General features: G+C 71.7%; 20 protein-coding genes. 7 read left to right on the top strand and 13 right to left on the bottom strand.

All coding sequences use genetic code 11. From position 1 onward, the window contains the following. Nucleotides 1-139: 139 nt before the first annotated feature. Nucleotides 140-1,930 carry an isopeptide-forming domain-containing fimbrial protein gene (locus tag ADK52_RS17845; RefSeq protein WP_107090096.1) on the bottom strand — a complete coding sequence of 597 codons (1,791 nt, stop codon included), beginning with the start codon at nucleotides 1,928-1,930 and terminating at the stop codon, nucleotides 140-142. A gap of 105 nt (nucleotides 1,931-2,035) precedes the next feature. Beyond that, nucleotides 2,036-3,367, bottom strand: a complete 1,332-nt coding sequence (locus tag ADK52_RS17840; RefSeq protein WP_053690811.1) for a hypothetical protein — start codon at nucleotides 3,365-3,367, stop codon at nucleotides 2,036-2,038. A 316-nt stretch (nucleotides 3,368-3,683) separates the two neighbouring features. Here ADK52_RS17840 and ADK52_RS17835 point away from each other — a divergent pair, with 316 nt between their 5' ends. Further along, nucleotides 3,684-4,343: a CPBP family intramembrane glutamic endopeptidase gene (locus ADK52_RS17835; RefSeq protein ID WP_234343950.1), complete on the top strand. Its 660-nt coding sequence runs from the start codon at nucleotides 3,684-3,686 to the stop codon at nucleotides 4,341-4,343. Between the two features lie 31 nt (nucleotides 4,344-4,374). On the opposite strand, the gene ADK52_RS17830 is transcribed toward ADK52_RS17835, so the two are convergent. Then, entirely contained in the window at nucleotides 4,375-5,994 is a 1,620-nt protein-coding gene (locus tag ADK52_RS17830; protein ID WP_078988429.1) for an alpha/beta hydrolase, read from the bottom strand. Between the two features lie 461 nt (nucleotides 5,995-6,455). Here ADK52_RS17830 and ADK52_RS17825 point away from each other — a divergent pair, with 461 nt between their 5' ends. Further along, nucleotides 6,456-7,796, top strand: a complete 1,341-nt coding sequence (locus tag ADK52_RS17825; RefSeq protein WP_053690809.1) for a diacylglycerol/lipid kinase family protein — start codon at nucleotides 6,456-6,458, stop codon at nucleotides 7,794-7,796. Between the two features lie 49 nt (nucleotides 7,797-7,845). Here the strand turns inward: ADK52_RS17825 and ADK52_RS17820 are convergent, their stop codons facing one another. The 4 genes from ADK52_RS17820 to ADK52_RS17805 all read right to left on the bottom strand — a co-directional run bounded on the left by ADK52_RS17820 (nucleotide 7,846) and on the right by ADK52_RS17805 (nucleotide 11,533). Continuing rightward, nucleotides 7,846-9,651 (bottom strand): SulP family inorganic anion transporter, encoded by a 1,806-nt coding sequence (locus tag ADK52_RS17820; protein WP_053690808.1) that lies wholly within the window; start codon nucleotides 9,649-9,651, stop codon nucleotides 7,846-7,848. Between the two features lie 24 nt (nucleotides 9,652-9,675). Beyond that, entirely contained in the window at nucleotides 9,676-9,945 is a 270-nt protein-coding gene (locus tag ADK52_RS17815) for a pentapeptide repeat-containing protein (protein WP_053690807.1), read from the bottom strand. 130 nt (nucleotides 9,946-10,075) lie between these two features. Further along, nucleotides 10,076-10,501, bottom strand: a complete 426-nt coding sequence (locus ADK52_RS17810; RefSeq protein WP_053690806.1) for a hypothetical protein — start codon at nucleotides 10,499-10,501, stop codon at nucleotides 10,076-10,078. Nucleotides 10,502-10,705: 204 nt separating this feature from the next. After that, nucleotides 10,706-11,533 carry a YhjD/YihY/BrkB family envelope integrity protein gene (locus ADK52_RS17805; protein ID WP_053690943.1) on the bottom strand — a complete coding sequence of 276 codons (828 nt, stop codon included), beginning with the start codon at nucleotides 11,531-11,533 and terminating at the stop codon, nucleotides 10,706-10,708. Nucleotides 11,534-11,770: 237 nt separating this feature from the next. Here ADK52_RS17805 and ADK52_RS17800 point away from each other — a divergent pair, with 237 nt between their 5' ends. From ADK52_RS17800 to ADK52_RS17795, 3 genes are all read left to right on the top strand, one after another. Then, nucleotides 11,771-11,980 (top strand): hypothetical protein, encoded by a 210-nt coding sequence (locus ADK52_RS17800; RefSeq protein WP_053690805.1) that lies wholly within the window; start codon nucleotides 11,771-11,773, stop codon nucleotides 11,978-11,980. Nucleotides 11,981-12,163: 183 nt separating this feature from the next. Further along, nucleotides 12,164-12,295 carry a hypothetical protein gene (locus tag ADK52_RS44505; protein WP_267887273.1) on the top strand — a complete coding sequence of 44 codons (132 nt, stop codon included), beginning with the start codon at nucleotides 12,164-12,166 and terminating at the stop codon, nucleotides 12,293-12,295. Between the two features lie 72 nt (nucleotides 12,296-12,367). Continuing rightward, entirely contained in the window at nucleotides 12,368-13,333 is a 966-nt protein-coding gene (locus ADK52_RS17795; protein ID WP_053690804.1) for an LLM class F420-dependent oxidoreductase, read from the top strand. 7 nt (nucleotides 13,334-13,340) lie between these two features. Here ADK52_RS17795 and ADK52_RS17790 read toward each other — a convergent pair whose 3' ends face one another. From ADK52_RS17790 to ADK52_RS17775, 4 genes are all read right to left on the bottom strand, one after another. Beyond that, nucleotides 13,341-15,068, bottom strand: coding sequence for a thiamine pyrophosphate-dependent enzyme (locus ADK52_RS17790; protein WP_053690803.1), 1,728 nt, complete (start codon nucleotides 15,066-15,068; stop codon nucleotides 13,341-13,343). A gap of 57 nt (nucleotides 15,069-15,125) precedes the next feature. Then, nucleotides 15,126-16,709: an FMN-binding glutamate synthase family protein gene (locus ADK52_RS17785; RefSeq protein ID WP_053690802.1), complete on the bottom strand. Its 1,584-nt coding sequence runs from the start codon at nucleotides 16,707-16,709 to the stop codon at nucleotides 15,126-15,128. Nucleotides 16,710-16,778: 69 nt separating this feature from the next. Continuing rightward, nucleotides 16,779-17,648: an MBL fold metallo-hydrolase gene (locus ADK52_RS17780; RefSeq protein WP_053690801.1), complete on the bottom strand. Its 870-nt coding sequence runs from the start codon at nucleotides 17,646-17,648 to the stop codon at nucleotides 16,779-16,781. Between the two features lie 516 nt (nucleotides 17,649-18,164). Further along, nucleotides 18,165-18,698 (bottom strand): DUF2231 domain-containing protein, encoded by a 534-nt coding sequence (locus tag ADK52_RS17775; protein ID WP_053690800.1) that lies wholly within the window; start codon nucleotides 18,696-18,698, stop codon nucleotides 18,165-18,167. Nucleotides 18,699-19,172: 474 nt separating this feature from the next. Between ADK52_RS17775 and ADK52_RS17770 the strand changes: the two genes are divergently transcribed. Beyond that, the gene (locus tag ADK52_RS17770) at nucleotides 19,173-19,547 is read left to right on the top strand and encodes a DUF3618 domain-containing protein (protein WP_053690799.1); all 375 of its coding nucleotides are present in this window, start codon (nucleotides 19,173-19,175) and stop codon (nucleotides 19,545-19,547) included. Between the two features lie 267 nt (nucleotides 19,548-19,814). Here ADK52_RS17770 and ADK52_RS17765 read toward each other — a convergent pair whose 3' ends face one another. After that, the gene (locus ADK52_RS17765; protein WP_053690798.1) at nucleotides 19,815-20,003 is read right to left on the bottom strand and encodes a DUF6381 family protein; all 189 of its coding nucleotides are present in this window, start codon (nucleotides 20,001-20,003) and stop codon (nucleotides 19,815-19,817) included. A gap of 290 nt (nucleotides 20,004-20,293) precedes the next feature. On the opposite strand from ADK52_RS17765, the gene ADK52_RS17760 reads away from it, so the two are divergent. After that, entirely contained in the window at nucleotides 20,294-20,704 is a 411-nt protein-coding gene (locus ADK52_RS17760; protein WP_053690797.1) for an SsgA family sporulation/cell division regulator, read from the top strand. A gap of 110 nt (nucleotides 20,705-20,814) precedes the next feature. On the opposite strand, the gene ADK52_RS40200 is transcribed toward ADK52_RS17760, so the two are convergent. Beyond that, the gene (locus ADK52_RS40200) at nucleotides 20,815-20,988 is read right to left on the bottom strand and encodes a CsbD family protein (RefSeq protein WP_078988416.1); all 174 of its coding nucleotides are present in this window, start codon (nucleotides 20,986-20,988) and stop codon (nucleotides 20,815-20,817) included. Nucleotides 20,989-21,024 lie beyond the last annotated feature (36 nt).

Raw genomic sequence — 21,024 nt, 5'->3', positions numbered from 1 at the left:
TTCACGATGTCCCCACCATCTCGCAGCCGGGCCGAGAAGGACACCGGGTCGTCGTCACGCAGTACGGGGCGCCCCCGGACCGGGGCCCGGTCCGGGCCCGGTAGCGGTCCCGGTCTCGGGAGCACCCTGTCGGATCAGGTCACGGGCAGCCGGAGCCCGTTCCGGGGTTGGCGCAGACGTCGGTGCCGGGGCCTCCGTTGTTGGTGTTCGTGCCCGGGCCGCCGTCGAGGTTGTCGTTGCCGACGTCGCCGAAGAGGGAGTCGTTGCCGGGGCCGCCGGTCAGGGTGTCGTCGCCCGGGGAGCCGTGGAGGGTGTCATCGCCCGTGCCGCCCGCGATGCGGTCGTTGCCGGGGCCGCCGGTGATCGAGTCCGCCCCGGGGCCGGCGCATACGAGGTCGTCGCCCGCACCGCTGTTGATGGTGTCGTTGCCGCCGTGGGCGAGGATGACATCGCGTGCGGGCGTGCCGTTGATGTTGTCGTTGCCGGGGGTGCCGGTGATGGTGGGCTGTTCGCCGAGGCAGGTGACCGCGTTGACGGTGGTGGTCTCCGTCGCGGTGTCGTTGGCCGGGGCCGGGTCGGAGACGGCCCCGGCCACGCCCGCCGTGTCGACGGCGATGTCCTCGGTCGTGGCCGTCACGGTGATGGTGCGCGCGGCGCTCGCTCCGGCGGTGAGGGTGCCGACGCCACAGGTGACGACGTCCGGGGTGGTGCCGGCCGCGGTGCACCCGGGGGACGCCGAGACGAACTGCAGTCCGGCCGGGAGGGTGTCCTGGAGGACGACCCCCTCGGCCGTCTGCGGGCCGTTGTTCGTCGCGGTGAGCGTGTACGTCACGTTCTGGCCCTCCACGACCGGGTCGGAGCCCGTGTCGGACTTCGCGACGGCCAAGTCGGCGTCGGTGAGGTGGAGGTGCCCGATGAAGCCGGAGGTCTCGGCGAACCAGATGTCGTCGTCCGGGCCCTTGGTGATGCCCCAGGGGCCGCGCTCCGAAGAGGGCAGGGGGAACTCGGCGATGACGCCGGACGTGCTGATCCGCCCGATCTTCCCGCTGTTGCGTTCGGTGAACCACAGGCTGTCGTCCGGCCCGGCGGTGATGTCCTGGGGCTGGGGCGCGAAGCCGTTCGACGGTACGTCGTACTGGGTCATCACGCCGGACGGGGTGATCCGGCCGATCCGGTTGCCCCCGAACACGGTGAACCAGAGGTTCCCGTCGGGACCGGTGGTGATGTCGGTCGGGCCGCCGCCGCCGGGGACCGGGAACTCGGTGACGGCGCCGGACGGGGTCATGCGGCCGATGAGGTTGTCGCCGATCTCGGTGAACCAGAGGTTCCCGTCCGGTCCGGTGGTGATGTAGGACGGCTGGCCGGAGCCGACCGGGAGCGGGTACTCGGTGAGGGCGCCGGTGGTGGTGATGCGGCCGATCCGGTGGGCGTTCTGCTCGGTGAACCACATGGCGCCGTCCGGGCCGGCGGTGATCCCGGTGGGTTCGTCGAACTGGTCGGGGAGGGGGTACTCGGTGACCGTCCCGCTCGTGTCGATCTTCCCGACCCGGGAGTCGAAGTGCTGCATGGTGAACCAGACGTTCCCGTCCGGGCCGGTGGTGATGTCGTGCGGGGTGCTGAACTCGCCGGGCAGCGGGTACTCGGCGATGAGGGTGCCCGTGGCGCTCATCCGGCCGATCTTGTTGCCGACCGCCTCGGTGAACCACAGGTTGCCGTCCGGGCCGGTGGTGATGCCGACCGGGGTGCTGGGGGTGGGTACGGGGTATTCGGCGATGCCGACGGCCGCCCGGGCCTGCGGGGCACCGGCGGCCAGGGGCAGGACGGCGGCCATCAGGATGCCGGTGACCAGTGCCGCCAGACCGCGCCGACGGCGGGGTTTCGGCCGTGGGGACGTCCCTGGCTCCGGCACGTCGGGGGGTGTGGAAGGCATGGGCGAGCACCTTTCGGTCGCGTGGGAACGCGCCCGTAGTACCAGTGCCCCATCGTTTCTTCGGATGCGGCGGCACCTGCGACGCGCCGGATCCCCACCCGCAATTCACCCGATCGGATCAGTGTCGGCGAGGATCGCACGACGGGCCTCGATCGCGGCGGCGAGCAGGCTCTCGTCCAGCATCGTCTCGCCGTCCCGCGTGGAGTCGTTGACCGGTATGCGGGTACGCCGGTCGATCAGTGCCGTCAGCGACGGCAGCGCCGGCACCGCGTGTCGGCCCATGCGTGCCAGGCCTTCCGCGTAGTACGCGCCGATCCCGTCATCACCGAGGCGCGGTGTCATGAGTGCGAGAAGGCGGGGCAGCGCCGTGGGGCCGGCGTGGCGCAACCAGAGTGGAGCGCACAGCGCCTGCATGCGTCCAGGCCGTTCGAAGGTGAGATTGCGCAACTGGGCAGCCTGCCGGACGGTCAGCGGACCCGCGTCCAGCAGTGCCCCGAAGATCTCAGGTGCTCGGTGGAGGCGCCCCGTGTCCACGGGCTTGGCCCGAAGGACCGCGGCGGCCGTCGTGCTGTCGTACGACGGCGCCGGACCGACCGAAGGCCGACGGGCTTTGGGATACGGAGTGAAGGGGACCGCTGCGATCAGCGCACCGTGCGCGTCCATCGCGGCCCGCGAGAGGGAGGCGGTGGTGAGTGCTGCGGCCATGGCCGGGCCGATTCCTCCTCCTCCGCAGTGACGGACCAGCAGGGGCAGGAGCTCGACCGGGGCCGCCCGCCAGCCGTGACAGGCCTCCCTGGCCAGGCCGGCGCCGATGTCCCGGGTGGCGGGATCGCCCAGGAGGCGGGCCACCAGGGTGTAGACGTGACGCTCGCGCCCCAGCCCGTACAGGACCCGGCCCCAGCGCCACCCGACGCCGTCCAGGTGGCGCGCGCCCTCCCGGGCATCGGCGAGCAGCGCCTCGTCGAGCGGCAGCCACTGCCGCGGAGGGGCGACGCTGAGGGTCTCCAGTCGGGCAAGGAAGCGGACGGAGGCCAAGGGGTCGTCTTGCAGGTGCGCGACGGAGCCCCGGAGTCGATCGGCGAGGGCGGTACGCACCACGGGCTCGGTGAGTTCACCGAGCGCCCTGAGCGCGACATCGCTGCCTCCGGCGTGCACGAGGAGGTACGCGGCCCGGCGCCGTACCTCTTCATCAGGGTCGGTGAGCCGAGCGAGCGCGGCCTCGGCGGCAGCGGGCCAACGGCGCCCGGCCGCGGCGGATGACAGGAGGTCCATGACCTCACGGCGTACGAACGCGTCGTCGGCCCGGGAGAGCTGAAGCAGCCGGACGGGTACGGGGCCGGTGCGGTCGGCGCGTAGCGCGTCGATGACCGCGACGCGGGCAGGGTGGGCGGCGGTCGTGGCGTGTCCCGCGGACACGGCCTCGTCCAGCCACTTCATCGGACGGGGCGGTGGCCGCCCTTCCGTGCGGAGAACTCGAACATGCGGCTGATCATGTCACAGGGCGCGTCGCCCCACGGCACGGCGCATGAGCAGGCGCGTCGCCGCCGCTCGGGCGCTCCGGGAGACGTGCCCGGTAGCGTGGGGCCGAGGGGGCGGGACGAATCGTCGGCTCAACCGAAGGACAGACGCTCATGCCCTGTCACGACCCCGACGGTGCCGGGCGGCGCGTGCACGAGGGTGCCGCACCGTGAGTGGCACGCCCCGGATCCGGTGGCCAGGACCCATCGGCACTTGGCCGGCTGTGGGCCTGACGGTGGCGGTTCTCGTCGCCGCCAACCTGGTCTTCCACCGCTGGCCGGGTCTGTTCGGCCTGGTGACGGCCGTCGTGGTCAGCATCCTGCTGCTCGGCGTGCTCCGATGGGCGGGCGGCACCTGGGCGGACGCGGGCCTTGCGCGCGGCACCCTGCCCCGCGGTGCCCGCTGGGCGCTGGCGCTGATCGCTCTCGTCGGTCTCGTCTACCTGGCCGGGGCCCTCTTGCCGGCCACCAGGACAGTGTTCGAGGACCGGCGGTACGCCGACTTGGGCGGCGGCGAGGTGATGCTGCGCGTCTTCGTGCTGGTTCCCGTCGGCACGGTCCTGGTGGAGGAGATCGCGTTCCGCGGCGTCCTCTACGGTCTGGTGCGCCGCGCCCGCGGGACGGTGTGGGCGACCGCCGTGTCGAGCCTGCTGTTCGGCCTGTGGCACGTGTTGCCCTCCCTGCACCTGGCGACGGCGAAGCCCGCTCTGACCGCGGTCTTCGGCGACTCCGCGCTCGGCGGCGTCCTGGCGGTTGTCGCGGCGGTGGTGTTCACGGCGGCAGCGGGCGTCCTCTTCTGCGAACTGCGTCGCCGCAGTGGCAGTCTGCTGGCTCCCATGGGCCTGCACTGGGCGGTCAATGCGTTCGGCTACCTGGCCGGGTTCCTGTTGCGCTGACCGCCCGCCGGCGGCCCCGTGACGGTCGGGCTCAGCCTACCGGCTGGATGATCTCCCTCAGCCGGTCCAGGTCCTGCGTCGTGAATCCGGTGGGCCGCATGACGGCGTTCCAGCCGTCGACGTACGCGGCCTTGTAGGTGTGGCCGTGGCCGTCCGGAACGCCCGTGGAGAACGGCAGGTCGGCGGTGACCTGCCAGAAGGTCACGAAGGGCATCCAGACCATGGCGCCGAGCACGTCCGTGCCGGGCGTCTCTCCGATCCAGTCGGGTTCGGAGAAGGCCAGGCTGGGACTCCACCAGACGATCGGGTCGGACGGGTGCATGAGGTAGAGCACCCTCGTCCCGTCCCAGGGCCGGCCCGCCGGGGGGATGCCGGTGGCTGGGTCGTCGGTGAAGCGGACGGTCCGTCCGTCCTTGTACACGGGCTCGATCTCGGGACTGCCCGCCTCGCGGTGGTCGCTGAACTCGCGGAAGAGCGTGTTGAAGTTGGGAGGCCCGGCGAAGAGGGTGCCGGCGGTGCGGTTGCGCAGGTCGTACTCCCCGCTGAAGGCCGTCTCGCCGCCGAACGACCCCAGGCTCTCACCCGCCACGAACAGCCGTGGACGCCGGTCCTGCGGCAGCTTGGACCACTTGTCGTAGACCGCGTCGAAGAGTTCACGGCCGGCCTCGCGGGCCTTGGACTGGTCGACGAGGTAGGACAGCCACGACGGCAGGTACGAGTACTGCATCGCCACGGTGGCCGAGTCTCCGTTGCCGAGGTACTCGAACGAGTCCACTGCGGCGGGATCGACCCAGCCGCTTCCCGTGGTGGTCATCACGAGCAGGTTCTCGCGTTGGAAGCCGCCCGCCCGTTCGAGGTCCGCGACGGCGCGCTGCGCCCGGGATTCCGTGGAGTCGGAGGTTTCCAGCCCGGCGTAGGCCCGGACGGGCTCCTGCGCCGTGCGGTGGGTGAACGTCCCGATGTCCCGGGCCGACGGTCCGCTGCCGGTGAAGGCCCGGCCCTGATAGCCCAGCGAATCCCACGGCACCAGGGAACCGGGCCCGCCCGAGCGCCGGGAGGACGTGGGCTGGTGCACGCCCTCCGGCGTCTTCGTGTCACGCACCGAGAACGCCTCGTTGGCCGCGTTCACGAAGCCGCCCAGCAGCACCCCGCTGAACACGGACCATGCCAGGCCCGCCACCACGAGCCAGCCGACCACCCGCGCGGCTCGCGGGCCGATCCAGCGCCCGAGGAGCCGCGCGGCCCCGTGGTACAGGTGCCGTAGCCCGCGCCCGGCCATCAGCAGGAGGTAGAAGACGAGGGCGGCGATGAACGGGCAGGCGATGGTGGTGAGCGCGTTGTAGTCGGTGACGTCCATGAGCACGCGGATCTGGTGCTGCCAGTACTGTCCGAGCCCGAACGCGAGGCCGAACAGCACGATCGCGCTGATGAGCAGGACGAGCCACGACCTGCGCGAGGGGATGCGCGCCTCCCGGTCGGCGAAGGCGCGCCACACGTAGGCCGCGAGCACGCCGAGCCCGTACCCGATGGCCGCGCTGATGCCGCAGATCAGTCCCTGGAGCACGCCTCCGCGGGGAAGCAGCGACGGGGTGAAGGACAGGCACGCCAGGACGAGCGCGCCCCAGCAGCCAGGCAGTGTGACGCGGAGCAGCCGGGGCCACTTCCCGGAGCGAGGGGGCGGCTCGACGTGCTCGGTGGCCGCCGCCGAAGCGTGGTCCCCGGCCCCGGCAGCGTCTCCGGCCCCGGCCGCGTCTCCGGCCCCGGCCGCGTCTCCGCCCCCGGCCGCGTCTCCGGCCCCGGACTCGCCCGTGCCGCCGGGACCGCCCGCGCGGCCCTGGTCTTTGTGTGACGAAGGTCCGTCCGACGGAAACACTGGCGGGTGGTTCTTCATGGCTCTCCTCCGGGGCAATGCTCCCAAGGACCTGCCGGTACTGCCATCCGGGCCGCCGCCCGCCGTGCCGCCCCGCCCGCCTGGAGCACCTGTCCGCCGAGCGCGGGCGCGGCCGGCAGGCCGCGCCGAGGGGGCGCTCGTAGCCTGAAGTGGCTGCCCGACTTCGTTGCGGCAGCCGATGGAGCGGCGGGAGGCCGTCGTCCCAGGCGGGAGGTTGGCCCATGAGCAGGCGTTGGACCGCGCGGCTGGCCCTGGCGGCGGGCCTGGCAGCGCCCGTGGTGCTGCTGCTGTTCGGCGGCCTCGTGAGCCTCGTGCTGATGGCGGTGGGCTGGGCAGGGCTGACGCTGACGGCGGCGGGCGTGTGGTGGATGCTCACGCACACCGGCTGGATCAGGGCGCTGGCCGTGCTGCTGGTGGTCGTCGCCCCGCTTGCCGTCCTCCTCCTGTACGCGACCGCGGGGCTGCTGTGGGTCGTGCTGGTCTCGCTCGTCCTGTGGGCCCTGGCCATCGCCGCGGGCAGGCATGCTCTGGCCGGAGCCACGGCGGCGGGCATGCCGGAGCGCTCCGCCGTCCGCGCCGAGCGGCCCTACCTGATCATGAACCCGCGCTCGGGCGGCGGAAAGGTCGAGAAGTTCCGTCTGGCGGAGCGGGCCCGGGCCCTGGGCGCCGAGGTCTTCGTACTGGATCCGGCCGGGCGGCAGGACGTGGCCGAGCTGGCGCGGCAGGCCGTCGAGGACGGGGCCGACCTGCTGGGCGTCGCGGGCGGTGACGGCACGCAGGCCCTGGTCGCCGCCGTGGCCGTGGAGCACGATATTCCGTTCATGGTGATCAGCGCCGGCACGCGCAACCACTTCGCCATGGATCTGGGCCTGGACCGGGCGGATCCGTCCAGGTGCCTGGAGGCGCTGACCGACGGCGTCGAACTGCGCGTCGACCTCGGCTTCATCCACGGGGGCGCACCGGCGGACGGGAGCACCGGGCGCGTCTTCGTGAACAGCGCCTCGTTCGGCGTGTACGCGGAAGTCGTGCAGAGCCCGGCCTACCGTGACGACAAGGCCCGCACCATCCTGGAGATGCTGCCGGCCCTGCTGACCCATGCGAGCGGCGCACGGCTGGGCGTCCGTGTGGATGCGCTGGCCTTGGACGGTCCCCAGGCCGTGCTGGTGAGCAACAACCCCTACCAGAGGGGGGATTCGGCCGGACTGGGGCACCGGGAGCGGCTGGACTCCGGTGTGCTGGGGGTGCTGAGCGTCGATGTCGCGAACGCCGCCGAAGCGGCGGAGCTCCTGCTGCACGGCGGGCAGGGCCGCGGGCTGACGACGGTCACCGCCCGTGAGGTCGTCGTCGACGCGGACGCTCCCGTGATCCCGGTCGGTGTCGACGGCGAGGCCCTGACGCTGTCCACTCCGGTGCGCTGCCGTATCGAATCGGGCGCCCTGCGCGTGCGCGTGCCCCGGCACCGCCCCGGCGTGCCGCAGTCCGCGGCTCCGATGGACTGGCGCCGGGTACGGCGGCTGGCGCTGACCGTGGGACGGGCCGCGACGGGACACAGCGGAACCTGAGCGGCGGAGCGCGTCGGACCCGGGGCTGCCGCCACCACCCGGGGGACGGTCACCTCTCGTCGCCGGTCCCGGGCCGGGCGGACCCGGGACCGGGCCGGGCGGGCCCTTCGCCGGGCCCGGTGGGGGACGCCCACTGCGCTCCGGTGCGCCGGCGGAAGGCGGCGACGGCGGCCTCCACGGTGGGGAAGAAGTGTGCGGGGTCGATGGTCCGGGTGAGTTCGTACCGTTCGATCTTGCGCCGCACGGGGTCCTTGAGCTCGGCGAACACGAGGTGGACGCCGTCCGCGTTGAGCGTCTCGTCGAGGTCCTGAAGGATGTCGGAGGCCGTGGTGTCCACGTCGGTCATGGGCTCCGCCGCGACCACGATCCAGCTCGGCCGCGGCTCCGCTCCGGCCATGCGCCTGATCTCGTCCCGGAACGTCTTGGCGTTGGCGAAGATGAGCGGGGCGTCGAACCGGTAGATCACCAGGCCCGGCAGCAGCTCGGCCTGCGGGTAGGAGCGGATGTCGTGGTAGCCCTCCAGGCCCCGCACCCGTCCGAGTACGGTGTCGTACGGCCACCAGGCGCGCCGGAAGACGTTGAGGACGGACAGGGCCACGGCGATGGCGATCCCGGGCAGCACGCCCAGCAGGGCCACACCGGCGAAGGCCGCGAAGCACAGCAGGAACTCCGTCCGGCGCTGGCGCCACAGCCGGACGGCTCCCGGTACGTCGGCCAGGGACAGCGACGCGGTGATGACCACGGCGGCCAGGGCCGGCTGGGGGAGGTTGCGGAACAGGCCCGGGGCCAGTACGAGCATGAGGACGATGAGCGCCGCTCCGACGACCCCGGTGAGCTGGCTCCTGGCCCCCGCGCGCTCCGCCACCGCCGTCCGGGACCCGCTCGTGCTGACGGGGAAGCCCTGGAAGAGGGCGGCCGCCAGGTTGGCCGCGCCGACGCCCGCCATCTCCTGGTTGCCGCGGACCTCCTGCCCGGTGCGGGCCGCGAAGGCGGACGCGTTCGAGATCGTGTCGGCCAGGGACACCAGGGCGATGCCCAGCGCACCGCCGAGCAGCGGTGCGAGGTCGGTGAGGCGCACGTCGGGGAGGGTGAACGGCGGGAATCCCTCGGGCAGCACCCCGACCAGGCCGACGCCGTGTTCGCCCAGGTCGAGGGCGGTGGCCGCGGCGATCGCCAGGACCACCATCACGAGCACCGCCGGAACCTTCGGCAGGAAGCGCTGCAGGACCAGGATCAGGACGATCCCGCAGATGCCCACCGCGGCGGCGGCCGGCACCGCCGCCCCGTCGGCGAGTTCCCGCACGAGGCCGACGCACTGGCCGATCAGATGGTCCGCGTCGACCTTGAAGCCGAGCAGCTTGGGCAGCTGACCGATCAGAATGGTCAGGGCCAGACCGTTCATGTAGCCGATCATCGTCGGCTTGGAGACCAGGTCGGCGATGAAGCCGAGCTTCGCCACCGAGGACAGGATCATGATGGCCGCCACCATGACCGCGAGCATCGAGGCCAGCGCGACGGCCCGGCCGGGATCCCCGTCCGCCGCCACCAGCGGCAGCACGGTGGCGGCGATCATCGGCCCCAGTGAGGAGTCCGGGCCCAGCACCAGGATCCGGGACGGGCCGAACGCCGCGTAGCCGAGCAGGCAGAGGATCGTCGTGTACAGGCCGGTGATGGCCGGCAGGCCCGCCAGCTCGGCGTACGCCATGCCTTGCGGCACCAGCAGCGTGGTCAGGACCACTCCCGCGACCAGGTCCTTGACCAGCCACTCGCGCCGGTAGGACGAGGCCGCGCGGACCCCGGGTACGGACCGGAAGCGGGAGAGGACCCCGTGGCCGTGGTGGTGCCGTGTCGTCACGACCGGCCCGCGCCGAGCGGCTTCTTAGTTGCCGATACCGGAGTTGCCGACGCCGGAATTCGCGATGCCCGAGTTGCCGACACCCCAGTTCCCGATCCCTGAGTTGCCCAGGCCGAAGTTGGTGATGCCCGAGTTGCCGACGCCGGTGTTCCCGATGCCCGAGTTGCCGACACCGCTGTTCCCGAGGCCGGAGTTGCCGACACCGTCGGCGCCGGCCGCCGCGGCTCCGCCCAGACCGAGCGCCGCGGCGGTACCCAGTACGACGGTGAAACGGAGCAGACGACTTGCACGCATTGCATACCTCCCATGAAGTGGTGTGATTGCAAGACATCAATAACATTCGGTTCGTCGCACTCACGGAACGTGTGCCGAAAGGGGCCGTGTCGGCACCGTACGGCCTACGCGCGGCGCTGCGCCGCGCCCCCTAGAGCTTCGCGACGTCCTTGTGCATCACGACGTTGCTGTCGGAGTGGTACGAGGCGAGGCGCACCTTGAGCGGGTGGCCGGCCGGAGCCTTGATGACGACGTTGAGCGGCTCGAACAGGCCGATGCCGTGACAGGAGGGCTCGGAGTCGAGGTTGGTCCAGCCGTCCCCGGTGTTCTTCGGGTCGTTCCACTGCACCCAGGCGCAGTCGGGTTCGCCGCTGGTGACGTCCACCGAGATGATCTTGACGGAGTTCACCGCGCCGTCGACGCGCTCGTAGGTCACGGTCGCGGTGTTGTGGTGGAGGTTGAGACCGGCGTCCAGGGTGACCACGTTGGCCGGGGTCTCGGCGGCGGCCGGGGACGCCGCTCCCGCGAGAGTCGCGGCCGTCAGGACAAGGGCGGCGGGCAGGGCGGATATGCGCATGTTCCGTCTCCATAACGGTAGTTGGGGTGGTCGCACCTTATCCCGCAGGCGGGACGATCCCTCCTCGGCTGCCGGTCAATTCACTTGGTATACAAGGGAGTTGACGCGAATCAGCGCTTGGATGCGAAGGAGGGGCCACCGGACAGGCTGCCGCCCGGCCGAACGGAACCCCAACCCCACCCCCACCGGGAAAGCCCCGTCGTCTCAGCTGCCGGGAGCCGGCGGTTGAGCCCGGCGCGCCAGTTCGTCGTGGACGAGTCGGCCGACGAGTGCACCGCCCAAGACGACGACGCCGATCCCCACGAGCCATGTCTGGATGACGAGGACCGTCCCGAACGGGCCGTACGTAACGGCGCTGGATGCGATCAGAGGTGAGAAGACGAGCCGGGAGAAGATGCGGAGCCCCAGCAGTCCGATCATGGTGGCCAGCGCCCCGGGAAGGAGGGCCGGCCACCCGATCCGGCCGCCGAGCAGCAGCCGCTGGGACCACCAGAAGAACAGCGTGCCGATCACCACGGTGACGAACCCCCGGGCAGCCGACTCGCGCCACGGTGACGTGATCGCCGACAGGTAGAGGACGGCGATGAGCGCGCCGAGCCACAGTACGTGCCGCCAGCGGGCCCACCAGCGCGCCGGCGGCAGGTCCCAGATCCGTTCGTAGCCGCTCTGCAGCAGGGTGCAGAAGGACAGGCCGAACACGGCGAGCAGGGCCAGGCCGAACGCCGTGGTGGTCCGCCATGCCTCACCGGGGAGGGCGAAGAGCCGGTCGATCTCCGCCCTGGCGGCCGGCGACACGCCGAGCCCGTCGCCCAGCCACTGCGCGAACCCTTGTCCGCTGGCGGTGTTCGCCGCGGACACGACGATCAGCAGCGGTACCAGTGTCAGGAACCCGAGCGCGGCGAACCCCAGCGAGCGCTGCCACAGTTCCACGTCCCGGACACGCCCCCAGCGTCTGCCGGCCCGCGTACGGCGGATCGTGCTGCTTATCCGTCCGAAGCCCGGCCACCGGGCCGGCCCGCGGGAGCCGGTCATGGCGGTCCCACCGGCGGGTGCGGCGACCAGGACGGAGAACGCGAGGTCGATGTCACGGGCATGGCCGCTCCAGTTGCTGCTGGTTCCCACGGTACCCGGGCCCTGCGCACTGCCCGGGCGGCGTTCGCGCCGGGTGCTCCGTCCGGCTGCGCGCTCGGGGCCGCTCACCGATCGGCAGGCTTCGGGGCGACGGTGCGGGGTAGTCGCGGGAGACAGGGACCACCCGAGGAGGACGCGATGGCGGACCACGAGAAGTCCGGGCGACACCCGAGGACCACGCCGTCCGAGGCCGTGGGCGAGAGCGGTGACCGTGAGGCCCGGCGCCAGGCGGACGACGCCGTCGTCCGGGGGAGGACAGAGGACGACGCGGATGCCGGAGGCCACCGTGCCAAGCGGCACCGTCCGGGCATCGGTCGTGAAGAGCAGATCCACCGGGACGACGCCTGAGGCAGACTCGCCGCGAGGCCGGTGTGAACCGGTCCGAACGCGCGCCGCGGCCGTTCAGGCACGGCGTGTGGTGAACGGTGGGCACGCGCCTGTGGCCGGCCTCCGGGAGGCCGGCCGGCCTGGCGCAGGGCTGCCTCGTCTGCACCGCGCACGTCACGCGAACGGTCCGCGAAGCCGGCGCCCATGACGTGGACGGTGCCGGCGGCGGTCTTCACCGAGCCCCGGATCGCCTCGGTCGACGGCCTGACCTCGACGTCGACCTCGACGTCGACCTGCGACCGGGTGCCCGCAGAGCGTCGGCGGGGAGACGGGTGACCGTTCGACCCCGGCCGTTCGGCCTGACGGCAGGGGGTGTTTCAACGGCTCCGGAGCGGTAAGGCGCCCGGTATGGCGAGGTTCGGATACACGATGATGACCGAGCAGGCCGGCCCCCGGGAGCTGGTCGAGCACGTGGTGGGCGCGGAGCGGGCGGGGTTCGACTTCTCCGTCATCTCCGACCACTCCTTCCCCTGGCTGGAGGCCCAGGGGCACGCGCCCTACGCGTGGAGCGTCCTGGGCGCCGCCGCGCAGGCCACCACCCGGATCCCGCTCATGACGTACGTGACGTGCCCGACGTTCCGCTACCACCCCGCGGTGATCGCCCAGAAGGCGGCCACGATGCAGCTCCTGTCCCAGGGGCGCTTCCGCCTGGGCCTGGGTTCGGGTGAGAACCTCAACGAGCACATCGTCGGCGCGGGCTGGCCCGCCGCCCACGTCCGCCTGGAGATGCTCGAGGAAGCCGTGGGGATCATCCGCTCCCTGTTCGCCGGCGACTGCGTCAGCCATCACGGCGCCCACTTCGACGTCGAGAACGCCAGGCTGTGGGACCTCCCCGAAGATCCGCCCCCGATCGGGATCGCCGTCTCCGGGGACCGCTCCTGCGAGATCGCGGGCCGCTACGGCGACCTGCTCATCGCCACCGAACCGAAGAAGGAGCTGCTGACCGCGTTCGGCGTGTACGGAGGCTCCGGCAAACCGCGCGTGGGCCAGCTCCCGGTCTCCTACGACCCCGACCGCGACGCGGCCGTGGCCCGGGCGCACGACCAGTTCCGCTGGGCGCTCGGCGGCTGGAAGGTCAACGCGGAACTCCCGGGTCCCGCGGGTTTCGCCCAGGCTTCGCAGCACACCAGGCCCGAGGACGTCGCGGACGCCATCCCCTGCGGCGACGACGTGGACGCCTTCGTCGAAGCGGTACGCGCGTACGTCGACGCGGGATTCACCGAGGTCGCTCTGATCCAGATCGGCGGTGACCGGCAGGAACCCTTCCTGGACTGGTCCGAAAAGAAGCTGCTGCCGGCCCTCGCGGAGCTGTGAACTCCCCTCAGTCCTCGCGGCTCGACAGGGTCTCCTTGACCTTGGCGATGGCGAAGCCCCACCCCTGGGCCACGGTCGGCTTGCCCGGTACGGCCACTTCCTCGGGGTTGGTCAGTACGTCCAGCAGGACCGGCCCCGGTGTCTCGAACGCCCGGCGCACACTGCCGTGGAGTCCGGCCGGATCGGTGACCCGGATGCCCGTCAGGCCGAGGGCCGTGGCGACCGCGGCGAAATCGGGGTTGTCGAGTCGCGTGCCGAACTCGGGGAGTCCTGCCTGCTCCTGTTCCAGTTTGACCATCCCCAGCCGGCGGTTGTCGAAGACGACGAGCTTCACCGGGAGCCCGTACGTCTTGATCGTCATCAGGTCGCCGAGCAGCATGCTCAGCCCGCCGTCGCCGCAGAAGGCGACGATCTGCCGGTCGGGCGCCCAGAGCTGGGCCCCGAGGGCCTGGGGCATGGCGTTCGCCATCGAACCGAGGTTGTACGAGCCGATCAGCCGCCTGCTGCCGCGCATGCTGACGAAGCGGGACAGCCAGACGGTGGCCATGCCGGTGTCGGAGGTGAACACGGCGTCCTCGTCGGCATACCGGTCCACCGCGGCGGCCAGGGCCTCCGGGCGGATCTCGTGGTCCCGGTTGTCGAGTGCGGCCCGCAGCCTGCCGGTCCAGCGGTGCTCGTGGCCCGGGTCGGCCAGCCGCTGCTGTCCCTCCTCCCAGCGTACGAACCGCTCCCGGGCGCCGTCGAGGTGCGTACGGTCGGGAGCCTCCTCCAGCAGCGGCAGCAGGGCGCGCAGGGTGGCCCCGACGTCGCCCGCGAGACCCACGTCCACCGGGACCCGGCGGCCGAGGTGCTCCGCGCGGGTGTCGACCTGCACCACCTTGCACCCCGTCGGGTACCAGTCGCGGTAGGGGAAGTCGGTGCCCAGCATGAGGAGCGCGTCGCCGCTGTCGAGCGCGTGCGCCGCGGCGGGATTGCCGATCAGGCCGGTCTGCCCCACCTGGAAGGGGTTGTCGCCCTCGAAGCCCTCCTTGGCCTTGAGCGTGAGCACCATGGGCGCGGCGAGCAGCTCCGCGGCCCGGAGCACCTCGGCGCGGGCCCCGCGCGCCCCGCGGCCGACGAGCAGCGTGACGCGGGAGGCGGAGTTCAGCAGCTCGGCGGCCTCGGCGAGGGCCGGGTCGTCGGGCCGCGTGCGGGGCGCGGCGAGGGCGAAGCGCGTGGGGCGGTCCTCGCTCAGCTCCTGGTCGCCCAGATCGCCGGGGACGGTCAGGACGGCGACGCCGCCTTGGGTGACGGCGGCGCGCACGGCCGACTCGAGCATCCGCGGCATCTGGTCGGGGGAGGTGACCGTGGCGCGGTAAACGGCCACGTCGCGGAAGAGCAGGTCGTTGTCGACTTCCTGGAAGTAGTCGCTGCCGACCTCGGCGAGGGGGACCTGTCCGCAGATCGCGAGGACCGGCGTGCGGCTCTTGGCCGCGTCGTAGAGCCCGTTGAGGAGGTGGACGGAGCCCGGCCCGACCGTGCCCATGCACACCCCGAGGGTGTCGGAGAGCTGAGACTGCGCCGAGGCCGCGAAGGCCGCGGCCTCCTCGTGCCGGCAGCCGACCCAGTCAAGGTCGTCGGCGGTGCGGATGGCGTCGGTCAGGGGGTTCAAGGCGTCTCCGACGACGCCGAAGACGTGCCGGACACCCAGTTCCTTGAGTGCGTCGACGATCACGTGGGCGACGGTACGTGCCACAGGAGTTCCCTTCCGTCCGGTGCGGCCCCCGGCCCCGGGGGGAGGGCCGGTGCGGTGTCAGTGGGTGAAGCGGTCCGGGTCGGCCGCCCGCCAGTCGGATGCCCAGCCCTCGGGCGCTGATGCGAGCAGTTGTCCTGGTGTGAGCCACTCGTGCAGTTCCGCGTAGGAGCGGACGGTGTACGGATCCACCCGCTGGACCAGCTGGTGCGGGCGCAGTCCGGACGGCTCGTCGACCCCCATCGCCGCCATGATCTGCAGGGCGCTCTTGACCGTGGCCTCCTGGAAGCGCCGCACGCGCTGCGCCTTGTCGCCGACGTCGAGGGCGCGGGCGCGCCGCTCGTCCTGGGTAGCGACGCCCACGGGGCAGGTGTTCGTGTGGCAGCGCTGGGCCTGGATGCAGCCGACGGCGAACATCATGGCGCGGGCGGCATTGGTGTAGTCGGCTCCCTGGAGGAGGCGTTTGACCAGGTCACTGCCGGTGGCGACCTTGCCACTGGCCCCGATCCGGATCCGCTCGCGCAGACCCGCCCCCACGAGGGCGTTGTGTACGGTCATCAGCCCCTCGCCGAGCGGCAGGCCGACGTGGTCGGCGAATTCGAGCGGTGCGGCGCCCGTTCCGCCCTCGGCGCCGTCGACGATGATGAAGTCCGGCGTGGTGCCCTCCTCCAGCATGGCCTTGCACACGGCGAGGAACTCCCGGCGCGAGCCGACGCAGAGCTTGAAGCCGACGGGCTTGCCGTCGGCCAGTTCGCGCATCCGGGCCAGGAAGCGCACCAGCTCGCGCGGCGTGGAGTAGACGCGGTGGAAGGGCGGCGACACGACCGTCTTCCCCTGCGGGACGCCGCGGACCTTCGCGATCTCGGCGTTGACCTTGGCTCCCGGCAGGACGCCGCCGATGCCCGGTTTGGCGCCCTGGCTGATCTTCAACGACACGCACTTGACCTGTTCGTGCGCGGCCTTGGTGGCGAACTGCCGTTCGTCGAAGCCCCCTTCGTCGGTCCGGCAGCCGAAGTAGCCGGTGCCGATCTCCCAGACGAGGTCCCCGCCCGGGCGCAGGTGGTACTCCGACAACCCGCCCTCGCCCGTGTCGTGGGCGAAGCCGCCCGACCGGGCGCCGGCGTTGAGGGCGAGCACGGCGTTGGCCGACAGGGAGCCGAAGCTCATCGCCGACACGTTGAGCAGGGCCATGTCGTACGGGCGGGTGCAGTCGGGTCCGCCGATCCGTACCCGGGGCGGATCCGTCCGCACCGCCCGCGGCGCCATCGACGGGGTGAGGTACTCACTGCCGGGCCGGTACGGGTCGAGCTCGGTGCCGAACGGCTCCTCGGCGTCGGTCCCCTTGGCCCGCTCGTAGACGATGCTCCGGGTGTCCCGGTCGAAGGGGCGGCCGTCGAAGTTCCGCTCGATGAAGTACTGCTGGATCTCCGGCCGCAGGGCCTCCAGGGCGAAGCGCAGGTGCCCGAGCAGCGGGTAGTTCCGCAGGATCGAGTGCCGACGCTGTACGAGGTCGTGCACGGCCACCAGCGCGAGCAGGACGAGGGGGACGGCCAGGGCCACGAACCAGGGCGTGCCCAGTACGGCGGCGGCCGACGCACATGCGGCGAGCAGGACGAGCAAGACCACGAGAAGTATCTTCAGCACGTCGCGCTTCTGTCCCGAAGTCTTCCCGCCAACCGCCCACGGGGTGGGGCCCGGTCGCTCTCGGCCCCTTCACCAGCGAACGGCGGTGAAGTCGACCGGGCGGGGCCGCAGCCGCCGCGTGCGCTCTGCCAGTGCCTCCATCCGCCGGCACATCTCGTCGGCGGACAGCCTGCGGCGATCGCCGTGGCCCGGCAGAACCCATTCGAACCGGAGCAGTCCGGCCGTCCTGGCCAGTGAGGTGGCCAATTCCTCGATGGAGTACCAGGTCACACTGTCCGCGACGTCCAGATCGCCCGTGGTGCGCGACCAGTAGAAGCTGTCCCCGCTGAAGCAGTATCGGTCGTCTGCGAGGTACAGCACGCTGCCCCGCGTGTGGCCGGGCAGCGGGTGGGCGGTGACTCCCTCACCGATCTCCAGGGGTTCGAGACCCCGGATCACCTGGTCCGCGTCCGGCGCCGCATCGAGATCGCCCTCGTGGATCCACAGCCGGGCGCCGAAATGGTCCGCGTAGCGGCGGCCGTGTGCGGCGTGGTCGCGGTGGGTGAGCAGCACATCGGTGATCGGGCCCACCGCTGCGTAACGTTCGGCCAGTTCACGACTCCAGCGCGGTGTGTCGATCATCATGACCGTGCGGGACGGCCGCAGGAGCAAGTAGGAATTGGCCCCGGCGGTGTGTTTCGAGTTGTGCCCGCACAGCAGTACGCCGCTGTCCAAAGCCATCGGGAAGGGGTCGAGTCGCCGGTCCGGTTGCCCGGAGGAGGGGCGGATCGAGCGGGTGGGGCAGGCGAAGACGGCTGCGTGTAAGTCCCGGGTCTCCTTCTCGTCGTGTGGCGGGCGCAGGATCTGGGACTTTCCCTCGGCCTCACCGATCAGGTCGGGCGCGAGCTGTCGTGCGACATCGCAGTTGAAGCAGCGCTCATCCACGTACCAGCCGTCCACGGCAAGTGTCCTTCCAGGGGGCAACGACCTCCGATCGGGGCCGCCTTTCAGGGATACCGGACCCGCGGCCGGAACCGGTAGGCCCTGCGGATCTTGTACTTCCCGCACCGATGCGATCTCCCGCCCCTGGTCGATGCCAGGGTCATGTTGGCCGGGCCGACCACGCGAGGTACCTTGAACGCGTTGAATTGAACACGTTCAAACATGGCGGTCGTGGTGGTGGAGGAACGCCGGGGGGTGGCTGCCCGCCCATTGCGGTGGGCTGTGGCGGGGGTCGTGGGCGCCTTCGGCCTCGTGATCGCGCCCTTACTGGCACACTTCGTCTCGTCGCGGCCTTCGCGGACGAGGGCGTTCGCCCGGACACGTGGCTGGTGGTGATCACGACGATCGCGGCCGTGGCAGCCGTGGCAGGGTTCTTCTCCCGGTAGCCGCAGGACGTGCGGTTTCAGCTCGTCGAAACAGGTCGTGCCTTCCGCCTGGACTTCGTGTGCCGGCAAGGCAAGAGAGCCCGCCCGCTCATGTCGCGGGGTGCGCTCCGACGGCCTGTCGGTAGGCCACGTGTCCGCCCAGTGCGCCGGTGACGGCGAGGGCAGCCAGGCCGCCGAGGGACCACAGGCGGCCCTTCGCCGAACGGCCGTGGAGCCGTGACCTCAGGGACGCGGCGTAGCAGGCCACCGAGGCCACATTGGAGACCGCGTGGGCCAGCCCGACCCGGGCCTGCTCGGGAGGAAGGTCCGCCCAGTCCGCCCAGCCGGCCATCGCTGCCGGGGCGACGCCGGCGAGTCCGACGGCGGTGAGGGTCGTCGTCGCCCGCCGAGTGCCGGGTACGAGGTCCAAGACGGCGGCCGACAGCCAGCATCCGATGGGTACCTGCACCAGCACGGGGTGCACGGGGTGGCCCAGCGGCCTGCCACGCAGCAGATCGCGCATCCCGCCCAGGGGGAGCGAGCGGATTCCCCGCTGGAGCGCCTTGACCGCAGGGTCGGCCACGGTGGTCCGCTCGAGCCGGTCCAGGGCCGTCAGCCACCATGTCGAGGCCGTGTCGATCACTGCGGTCTGCCCTGCCGTGCTCGAGGTATCGGGGGTGTGTGAGTTCATACACGACGCCTACCCGGTGGCGCGTTGCCATCCCGCCCCGGCTTCGAGTGCACCCGAACGACTGGCCTGCCAATGGGGGAGTCGCGCCCGGGCGTGCTGCGCCATACCCGAGATCCCCAGCAGTGACGGCCCGGCCCGGGCCGAGGCCGGACGGCCGGCGGGGCCACTGATCGCCTCGGCCGGCTTCGCGTTCTACGCCGCGAACTTCGCCGCCTCCAACGAGACGTGCTGCTCGGCCGGGATGCGCGTTCGCTTCCGGGGTAGGCGCGCCACGACAACGGTGTGCGCACCACCGCAACCGGGGGGTGCCGCAGTGACCGCCATGGCAGGGAAGAAGCAGATCGCTCCTGCGCGCGCGCCGGTCCCGGAGCGGACCATCGACCGCGTCACCGCCGACCTGGCCGAGATCAAGGAGAAAGCGTAGCGATGACCAACGAACCCCGAACCAACATCGGCACGCCCACCCCCGACGAACTGCGCGAGCAGGTCGAGCGCACCCGCGACGAACTCGGGCAGACCGTCGAGGTGTTGGCGGGCAAGGCCGACACCAAGGCGCAGGCGATGGAGAAGATGGCCGCCGTCAAGGAACAGGCCGCCGAGAAGACCGCCGCGGTCGCCGACCGGATACGAGGGAAGACCCAGCATGCCGCGCAGATGGTGAAGGACACGACACCCGATCCGGTTCTGGACAAGGCCGGCCAGGTCGCCGGCGTGGCGCGCGTCAACCGCAAGCCGCTGCTCGTGGCCGGCACCGCTCTGATCGTCTTCCTGCTGGTGAGGCGCAGCCGCGCACGCCGATAGGGCCGCCCACAGGCCGGTCGGGCCGGGCCTGAGGGCCGTCATCGGCCCGGTACGGCAGTCGGCGTAGCGCGCGGCGCCGGGAGCCCGCCCGGTCGGCCGGCCGAGCAGAATCCGGTCGCGCGTGGGCGCGTGGGCGAGGACTCGTGGCTCCCCGCGCGTGAGCCTGCCCGGCGGGGCTACGGGAAGGACGAGACGCGCCGCAGGCGCCCTTCCGGTCCGGACGGGAGCAGGTCACCCGCAGGTCACCCGTGGGCCTGGTCTACATGTCTACATGGGATCCATGGTTCCGCTGCCCCTGCCGTTCTCCTGCTCCGTCTTCTCCCGGATCCGCATGGCCTTGTCCGTCAGGCGCTGCCGCTCTGCCGGATCGGTGGCGTGCTGTGCCGCCTGCTCCAGCTCTTCGGCCTTGGCGCGCATCTGCTGGGCCCGCTTGCTCGGCTGGCTGTCGCCGCTCATGATCGCTCCTCGGGTATGGGGTGCAGGTACCCCCAGGCAAACAGCGGGAGCACTGACGCGCCACCGCAGATCTCGCGCCAGGCAGGATTTTCGAGAGCCTCCGAACGAATCCGAGGCACCCCACCCGGGCCGCTGGTCGGGGTGGGTCCCCTGCGTGCCCCGCGCCACCGGCAAGGGCCCACCCACGGCGTACGCGAAGAGATGGTGGCCGATCTGTTGGCGGGGCAGTGTGCCGAGGGCGAGGCGGGGCATACGAGTGCAACCGTGCAGTCCATCCCGGAGGCCCGTCGATGTCCTTCATATCTGCTCTGATCACGGTCCATCTGGACGCGGTGAGGGGCCGTGTGCCGCTCCTCGCCCGGTTCACGTACGACGGCGAGGACCCGTACGCCGTACAGGTCACGTTCCTCGACGGCCCCACGGTCCTGGCCCGTTGGCACTTCGACCGGCAGATGCTCGCCGAGGGATTCCACCGCCCGGTGGGCGAGGGAGACGTCACGTTCTGCCCCCACGGGGCGGCCGGAGTCGACGAGCTCCGCCTCTCTTTGAGGGGCTCCGCTGGGCAGAGGCAAGGAGACGCCGTGCTCTTCGTGGAGGCCCGCGAGCTCACGGACTTCCTGCACCAGACGTACGCCGTGACCGGCGCGGGGGAGGAGTTCCTCGACGTCGACAAGCTCCTCGACGCGTTGCTGGCCCGCTGACGCGCGGGCCACGGATGCGGGACCGTCGGGTCGGGTAGCCCTGGACGCGCCTCGGTCCCGAACCCCAGACGGGTTCGGGACCGAGGCACTGCTCTGCGGGTGCGGCCAGGTCACCGTTTGAACATGTCCTTGATCTTTTCCTTGGCCTGGCGGGCATCGCCCTTCGCCGCTTCGCCGCGGCCCTCGGCAGTCAGCCGCTCGTTGCCCACCAGACGGCCGGCCGTTTCCTTGAGCTTGCCCTTGGCCTGCTCGGTCTTGGCCCGGCCCTTCTCGTTCTTCGACACAGCTGATCACTCCCTGGGGGTGCGGGGGACTGCTTG

It is taken from the genome of Streptomyces sp. WM6372 (assembly GCF_001279655.1).
Taxonomy (GTDB): Bacteria; Actinomycetota; Actinomycetes; order Streptomycetales; family Streptomycetaceae; genus Streptomyces.
This window is presented reverse-complemented; position numbering and strand designations above follow the sequence as displayed.

Excerpts from the sequence above, each read along its gene's own strand:
- ADK52_RS17805 (WP_053690943.1), bottom strand. The coding sequence starts at position 11,533 with ATGACCGGCTCCCGCGGGCCGGCCCGGTGGCCGGGCTTCGGACGGATA.
- ADK52_RS17815 (WP_053690807.1), bottom strand. The coding sequence starts at position 9,945 with ATGCGTGCAAGTCGTCTGCTCCGTTTCACCGTCGTACTGGGTACCGCC.
- ADK52_RS17765 (WP_053690798.1), bottom strand. The coding sequence starts at position 20,003 with ATGAGCGGCGACAGCCAGCCGAGCAAGCGGGCCCAGCAGATGCGCGCC.
- ADK52_RS17810 (WP_053690806.1), bottom strand. The coding sequence starts at position 10,501 with ATGCGCATATCCGCCCTGCCCGCCGCCCTTGTCCTGACGGCCGCGACT.
- ADK52_RS17795 (WP_053690804.1), top strand. The coding sequence starts at position 12,368 with ATGGCGAGGTTCGGATACACGATGATGACCGAGCAGGCCGGCCCCCGG.
- ADK52_RS44505 (WP_267887273.1), top strand. The coding sequence starts at position 12,164 with ATGACGTGGACGGTGCCGGCGGCGGTCTTCACCGAGCCCCGGATCGCC.
- ADK52_RS17845 (WP_107090096.1), bottom strand. The coding sequence starts at position 1,930 with ATGCCTTCCACACCCCCCGACGTGCCGGAGCCAGGGACGTCCCCACGG.
- ADK52_RS17825 (WP_053690809.1), top strand. The coding sequence starts at position 6,456 with ATGAGCAGGCGTTGGACCGCGCGGCTGGCCCTGGCGGCGGGCCTGGCA.
- ADK52_RS17800 (WP_053690805.1), top strand. The coding sequence starts at position 11,771 with ATGGCGGACCACGAGAAGTCCGGGCGACACCCGAGGACCACGCCGTCC.
- ADK52_RS17760 (WP_053690797.1), top strand. The coding sequence starts at position 20,294 with ATGTCCTTCATATCTGCTCTGATCACGGTCCATCTGGACGCGGTGAGG.
- ADK52_RS17770 (WP_053690799.1), top strand. The coding sequence starts at position 19,173 with ATGACCAACGAACCCCGAACCAACATCGGCACGCCCACCCCCGACGAA.
- ADK52_RS17840 (WP_053690811.1), bottom strand. The coding sequence starts at position 3,367 with ATGAAGTGGCTGGACGAGGCCGTGTCCGCGGGACACGCCACGACCGCC.